This is a genomic window from Nesterenkonia sp. PF2B19 (assembly GCF_001758425.2).
Lineage (GTDB): Bacteria > Actinomycetota > Actinomycetes > Actinomycetales > Micrococcaceae > Nesterenkonia > Nesterenkonia aethiopica.
Map to the genome: position 1 here is coordinate 47,307 of NZ_MDSS02000020.1, position 6,336 is coordinate 53,642.

Sequence of the window (6,336 nt, forward strand, 5' to 3'; positions counted from 1 at the left end):
CAGGCTCTGCGCGTAGTCAGCGTCTGCGGGCGCTCGTCCCTCCCGGATTCCATGACGGGAAAGTCCCAGAAGTGGGCAGGGCGATAGAACGTCAGCGTCAACTGCTGGGGATCAGTGTACTACAGACGGATCGCATCCCCCGGCGCGCAGTCCTCCACAGCACGACGGGTGACCGCGGTGACACGCCGGCCCCTCCACAAGGGTGGCCGCGGCCGTTCCGAGAGACCGGCGAGCGGGCAGCATGGCGCCATGGATCAGCACCCCACTCGCCGCTCCGGCATCCCCTCAGCAGACCTCTCGAGCCGCCTGCCGGCCGGCACTGCGGAGGTCCGTGCGCCTCTCCCTCCCACCGGCGCCACAGTCTCCCGGAGCATGCCGAGCGGCCCGGCGGCCGCATGCCAACCGGTCGAACTCGTCTCGCCGCTGACCACGCCGCCGCGTGCGGGAGCCGTGCTGATCGTGGTGCTGCTGCTTCGCCTGATCGGCGCCGGCGGTCCGGCGCCCTCGGCCACAGCCGCCCCGACGGAGCCCGTCGCACCCGTGTCACGGATCTCGGAGGGCCCCGGTGGGGCGGGGCCGTCCACCCCAGGGGCCTGGCGCCCTCCCCTCAGCGGAGCCCTGGAGGTGATCCGTCCCTTCGCCGCGCCGCCCTCTCCCTGGGCGGCCGGACACCGAGGCGTGGACCTGGCGGCCGCATCAGGCGACGTCCGAGCCCCCGCCGACGGCGTGGTGAGATTCACCGGTGTGGTGGTCGACCGGGAGGTGCTGACCCTGGACCACGGCGGCGGTCTGGTGAGCTCCTTCGAGCCGGCCCCGTCGGAGCTCGCCGTGGGCGACACCGTGGCGGCCGGCGACGTCGTCGCGGAGCTGGGAACCTACGCCGACGGAGGCCACCACTGCGACCGTCGATGCCTGCACTGGGGCGTGCGGCTCCAGGGGGAGTACATCAACCCGCTGATGCTCCTGGGCGACCTGGAGCCTTCCGTGCTCCTGCCGCTGGAGGCGGGATGAGGGCCGCTCCGTCTCAGCGCCGTCTCCGCTCCGTCTCGGCACGGCGCCCGGCGGCTCAGTCCCAGGGATCGCTCCGTCGTCGCCACGCTGCGCGAGGCCGTCGGCCAGGCGCACCGAGCCGATCAGCCGAGTCCTCCCAGCTGAAGTCGAGGCTCCTGGCGCGGGCCGCCCGGGAAGCGGCGGCGAAGACCCCGGGCTCGTGCAGCCGGCGGACGGCGGCGGCGAAGGCCTCCGGGTGATCCGGGTCCACACACTGCGCCCCATGTCCTGCGCCCGCCTGCCCGACGATCTCCCGGAAGATCGGCAGATCCGAGACCACCGTGGGCGTCCCCTGAGCCATCGCCTCGATGACGGGCAGGCCGTAGCCCTCCGCGCGGGACAGCGTCACCAGGGCCGCGGACTCCCGGAGCAGCTGCCGGTACCCAGACTCGGAGATCCCGTCGTGGAAGATCAGCTGGTCCTCCCGCGGCGCGAGGTCCACCAGCTCCGCCCGGCGACGGTCGTCGATCGGGCTGCACAGGTGCAGGGTGTGGTCCGGCAGGCCACGCAGCCCGCGGATCACCCCCTCGACGTTCTTGTAGTCCATGAAGGATCCCATGTAGACCAGCTGCCGGACCGGTGCGACGTGCGGGTCGCGCGGCCGCTGGACCGGTTGCGGCGCGTTCGGAATGACCTCTATCGGCCGGCGAGTGAGCCGGTGGGCGCGCATGAGCCCGCGCGTCGTCTCGGAGACGGTGGCGACGGCGTCCGCTTGGTCCAGCACGAGCCGCTGCGGCCACGGACTGAGGTGGTACAGCCTCCAGCCCATGCGGATGGGAGCGGGCAGGTCCCGGGGAGGCGTGCGGTGCTCGTAGTAGATGAGGTCGTGCAGCGTGAGGATCAGCGGATAGCGCCGACCCCAGCCGCCCATGGTCTGCATCGGGGAGAAGACGACGTCGGGACGGTGCGGGTTGATCTGCCGGGCGACCCACGGCTCGGCCGCCGAGGTGGGGGCGCTGATCCGCAGCCAGGGCACCCCCGCGGGCAGCAGGCGCAGCTGCGCGGGATCGCTGATGAGCATGGTGACGTCCGCCCGGTCGGCGACCGCCTCGACCAGAGAGGCGGAGAAGCGGGAGATCCCGTCGTGGACCCGGGTGCGGGTGTATCGGGCGTCGAAGAAGAGTCGCAGCACAGGTGCCATTGTGCCAACCCGACGCGGTCCTCCCCTCCTGCACCGTCATTCCTCGGCGGGGCGTTCCAGTGTGCGGATGTCCACACCGAAGGAGAACGTCACCAGGGCCAGGCCCAACGCCACCGGAAGGGCCCGCAGCAGCAGCTCCAGCGGGAACTCCACCTCCCCCAGGTGCCACGGAGTCAGGTGCCACGGCGCCAGTGCGGCCAGCACCAGGATCCCCGGTGCCATGCCCAGCACCTTCCGTCGTCGGGAGTCCGGCAACGGGCGACGCCAGGCCGGTCGGATCCGAGCGCCCAGGGCGAAGCCGGGCCGCAGCAGACCCAGAAGTGCGGCCCACCATCCGACGGCGAGCGCGGCGGCCAGCGCGAGCACCATCAGCACCACAGCATCAGTGGTCTCGTCGTACCGGGCTCCGGCCGACGTTCCTCCCGCCCCGGCCCGGGCCACCGCGCCGTCGAGCCCGTCCATGAGGAGGATCACCCCGGCCAGCAGGATCAGCGGAAGCGGGAGACCGACGCCGGTGGGCACCGGGAGGTCACCGGACGCTGCGACCACCCCGGCGGCGAAGATGCCCAACAGCCCCGAACGCAGCAGGGTGACCGCATCGGCGGCACGGAATCCCCCGGCCCCACGGACCGCGTGCAGCTGGCACCCGGCGAAGGCCAGCAGCCCCGCCCCCACGGCGAGGCCGCCGAATCCCTCATGGGCCACGGGGCCGCCGTCGGGCCCGCGGGAGAATCCGGCCGTGAGAGCCGCCGCCAGGTGATCGCCGAGCCCCAGGAGGGCGAGCAGCAGCAGCGCCGCTGCCAGCAGGACGGCGAGGGTGCCGAGCACAGGCCGACGGCGATGATCCATGCCAGCGATCATAGGCCCGGCCGCCTCCGCACATCTCAGGGGCTCGCCCCGCGGCGGCCATGTCCTCCGCCCCCGCTGACGTGGCAGGATACGACCATGGAGGAACTGCACCAGAGCCCCGGCACCTCGCCGTCCGGCGCCCTGCGCAGCCGCCAGTACTGGACGACCGCCCCCGGGCGGGGTGAGGTCGTCAGCGCCCCCGTGCCCACACCGGGCCCCAGCGAGGTCCTGGTGGAGACTCTCCTGTCCGGGATCTCGCGCGGCACGGAGAGCCTGGTCCACCGGGGCATGGTCCCCGACGATGTGGCCGGGATCATGTGCGCTCCGCATCAGCTGGGCGAGCTGCCCCATCCGGTCAGCCACGGGTACCTGAACGTCGGCATCGTCCGTGACGGAGAAGGACCCGACGCTGCGGCTCTCCGCGGACGGACGGTGTTCACCCTGGCCGGCCACCGGGACCACGTGGTCGTCCCCGCCCAGGACTGCCACCCACTGCCGGACGGCTGCTCCGCGGAGCGGGCCCTGCTGGCCGGAGCCGCGGAGACCGCCCTGAACGCCCTCTGGGAGGCCGGCATCAGTCTGGGCGACCGGGTCACGGTGATCGGCGGCGGCATGATCGGCCTGAGCACCGCCCTGCTGGCGCACAGGATCCCCCTGGAACGGCTCGAGGTCGTCGTCGTCGACGAGGACCGGCGGCAGCTCATCGACGCCTGGGACTGCACGCCGTCGCTCCCGGGGCGGCCGCACCGACAGCGACGTCGTCCTGCACTCCTCCGCCACCGCCGCGGGCCTTGCCGAGGCGCTGCGTGTGGCCGGCGACGACGCGCTGATCATCGAGCAGTCCTGGTACGGCGACGAGCGTCCGCAGATTCCGCTGGGAGGCGACTTCCACGCCCGCCGGCTGCGGATCATCGCCTCCCAGGTGGGCGAGGTGGCTCAGCCGCGCCGGCTGCGTCGGGACCGCCGCGCACGCCTGCGCCTGGGGCTGTCCCTGCTTGACGATCGCTTCGACGCCTGATCACGGGACGCTCTCCCCTGGAGGACCTCCCACAGGTCATGGATGCCCTGGCCTACGGCGACCCAGCTGGGCAGGGACCATCTGCCACGTGGTGGACCACCGATGAGAGCCAGCGCCTCCCGCGCCCACCCGCCGCCAGACGCCGCCAGACGCCGACACGACAGGAGCACCCATGAGCACCACGAGCACGCCGTCGATGACCCGTTTCCGCCTCACCGTGGACGACCACCTGATGATCGCCCACAGCCTGGCGGACCCGTTCTTCGGGCCCGCCCAGAACCTGCACGGAGCGACCCTGCACATCCGGGCGACCTTCGAACGCCCCGGGCTGGATCCGCACGGGGTGGTCATGGACATCGGAGCCGCCGCCGAGCTGCTCTCCGGCGTCCTGGATCCCCTGCGGCACCAGAACCTGGACGAACACCCCGCCTTCGAGAACAAGCTCAGCACCACCGAGGTGATCATCGCCTACCTGGCCCAGCAGCTGGCCCAGGTGCTGCCGGCCGACCACGGGCTGACCGCCATCGAGGTCGAGGCCGAGGAGAACCCGCGGGCCAGCGCCTCCGTGCGGATCGAGCTGTGACTCCTCCGGACCGACTGATCTGGGTCGAGCCGGATCTGCCCGGCCCCAGCGGAGGCTCCCTGTACAACGCACGGGTCATCGCCGGCCTGGACCGCCTCGGCCTGCCCACCGAGGTTCTGCGCATCCCCGGCGCCTGGCCCTCCCCGGACGAGGACAGCCGCGCGGCACTGAGAACCACCCTCGCCGCCCGACGGACTCAGCACCCCGACGCGGCCGTGGTGGTGGACGGTCTCATCGGCTCCGCCGCACCGGAGCTGTTCAGCCCGGACCCGGACGGTCAGGCGCGCCCCGTCGCCGACATCCTGCTGATCCACCTGCCGCTGGAGGCCGAGCACGAACGCCCCGGAACGGAACCCGCCCAGGTCCCGGGGCCGGCGCCTTCCGATCAGTCGGCGGCCGAGCAGCGAGCGGTGACCTCCGCCGCCCGGGTGGTGACCACCAGTCAGTGGGCCGCCGAAGACCTGCACCGACGTCACGGACGGGACGACGTCGACGTCGTAGTCCCCGGGGCGGACCCTGCCGATGCGCCGCAGAGGCGCACCACCCGGGCTTTCGGGGACGACGGGCCGTGGCGGCTCACCGTGGCGGCCTCCCTGACGCCGCGGAAGAACCATCTCCTGCTCGCCGAGGCCCTCGGGAGCCTGCTCGACCAGCCCTGGGTCCTCCAGGTGGCGGGCCCCGGCGGCGAGACGGACCACGGCTCCCACGTGCTGACGGTGCTGCGACGCCGCCTGCCCGGCCGGGTGATCCACCACGGTGCCCTCACTCCAGGGCAGATGAAGGCCCTGTGGGAGGACACCGACCTGGTGCTGCTGCCCTCCTGGGCCGAGACCTACGGGATGGTGGTGGTCGAGGCCTGCGCCCACGGCGTGCCCGGGATCGTCTCCGCCGGTACCGGCGCAGTGGAGGCGCTCGGCGCCGCCGGCGATGTCGCGGACCCCGCCCGGCCCGAGCAGTGGGCCCTGCGTCTGCGCCGTTGGATGGAGGATCCCAGCCTGCGCGGCCGGTGGGCCGAGGCTGCCCGCACCCGAGCCGATAGTCTGCCCACATGGGAGAAGACCGCGAACCACTGGCATCGGCTGATCGGATCTCTGCCGAATGGCTGAGCCTCCGCGAAGCCGCCGACGCCGCCGCCCGGGAGCCCACACGCCCAGAGGTGGCCGCCCTGCTGGCCGAGCTGCGTCCCACCACGGTGGTCGACGTCGGCTGCGGCACAGGGGCCGGCGGCCGGTGGCTGCTGCCCCTGCTGTCCGGCGATCCGGGCTGGCTCCTGCTGGACCATGACCCCGACCTGCTCGCCGACACCGCCGAACGTCTTGCTGCGCGGGGTGCGACGGGTCCGGTGGAGACGCGTGAAGCCGACGTCGCCGACCTCGACGCCGCGCTGGACGGCGCCGCCGGGCACACCCTGACGATCGCCTCCGCACTGCTGGACCTGCTCACCCCCTCCCAGGTCCAGGAGCTGGTGCACACCTGCATCCGGCGCGGCGCTCCCCTGCTCGTCGCCCTCACCGTGACCGGCCGGATGACGGCGGACCCCGGGCACCCCGAGGACGGACTGGTCACCGAAGCCTTCAACTGCCACCAACGACGCGGCGGCCGCTGCGGGCCCGACGCCGTCGCCGTCCTGACGGAGGCCGCCCGCGGCCAGGGGACTCCGGTGCGCACCTGGGAGACCCCCTGGCGGCTCGGCCC

General features: G+C 73.1%; 7 protein-coding genes. 5 read left to right on the forward strand and 2 right to left on the reverse strand.

Annotation, left to right across the window (positions count from 1 at the left end; translation table 11 throughout):
* Positions 1-249 precede the first annotated feature (249 nt).
* Entirely contained in the window at positions 250-1,011 is a 762-nt protein-coding gene (locus BCY76_RS07920; RefSeq protein WP_237090042.1) for a M23 family metallopeptidase, read from the forward strand.
* Between the two features lie 55 nt (positions 1,012-1,066).
* On the opposite strand, the gene BCY76_RS07925 is transcribed toward BCY76_RS07920, so the two are convergent.
* Complete coding sequence (locus tag BCY76_RS07925; RefSeq protein WP_085437492.1) at positions 1,067-2,191, reverse strand: glycosyltransferase; 1,125 nt, start codon at positions 2,189-2,191, stop codon at positions 1,067-1,069.
* A 36-nt stretch (positions 2,192-2,227) separates the two neighbouring features.
* Positions 2,228-3,040, reverse strand: a complete 813-nt coding sequence (locus BCY76_RS17520; protein WP_139827680.1) for a CDP-alcohol phosphatidyltransferase family protein — start codon at positions 3,038-3,040, stop codon at positions 2,228-2,230.
* A gap of 808 nt (positions 3,041-3,848) precedes the next feature.
* On the opposite strand from BCY76_RS17520, the gene BCY76_RS19160 reads away from it, so the two are divergent.
* From BCY76_RS19160 to BCY76_RS07950, 4 genes are all read left to right on the forward strand, one after another.
* Positions 3,849-4,058 (forward strand): hypothetical protein, encoded by a 210-nt coding sequence (locus tag BCY76_RS19160; protein ID WP_237090043.1) that lies wholly within the window; start codon positions 3,849-3,851, stop codon positions 4,056-4,058.
* A gap of 172 nt (positions 4,059-4,230) precedes the next feature.
* Positions 4,231-4,641: a 6-pyruvoyl trahydropterin synthase family protein gene (locus BCY76_RS07940; protein WP_083277734.1), complete on the forward strand. Its 411-nt coding sequence runs from the start codon at positions 4,231-4,233 to the stop codon at positions 4,639-4,641.
* A complete protein-coding gene (locus tag BCY76_RS07945) occupies positions 4,638-5,747 on the forward strand; it encodes a glycosyltransferase family 4 protein (protein WP_070161974.1) in 1,110 nt (369 codons plus the stop codon). Before BCY76_RS07940 ends, BCY76_RS07945 begins: the two co-directional genes overlap by 4 nt.
* A partial coding sequence (locus BCY76_RS07950; RefSeq protein ID WP_139827681.1) for a methyltransferase domain-containing protein occupies positions 5,690-6,336 on the forward strand: 647 nt, incomplete at its 3' end. The genes BCY76_RS07945 and BCY76_RS07950, both read left to right, overlap by 58 nt.

Bases quoted from the DNA above. Each gene is read 5' to 3' on its own strand.
- BCY76_RS07920 (WP_237090042.1), top strand. From the start codon at position 250: ATGGATCAGCACCCCACTCGCCGCTCCGGCATCCCCTCAGCAGACCTC.
- BCY76_RS07925 (WP_085437492.1), bottom strand. From the start codon at position 2,191: ATGGCACCTGTGCTGCGACTCTTCTTCGACGCCCGATACACCCGCACC.
- BCY76_RS17520 (WP_139827680.1), bottom strand. From the start codon at position 3,040: ATGGATCATCGCCGTCGGCCTGTGCTCGGCACCCTCGCCGTCCTGCTG.
- BCY76_RS07940 (WP_083277734.1), top strand. From the start codon at position 4,231: ATGAGCACCACGAGCACGCCGTCGATGACCCGTTTCCGCCTCACCGTG.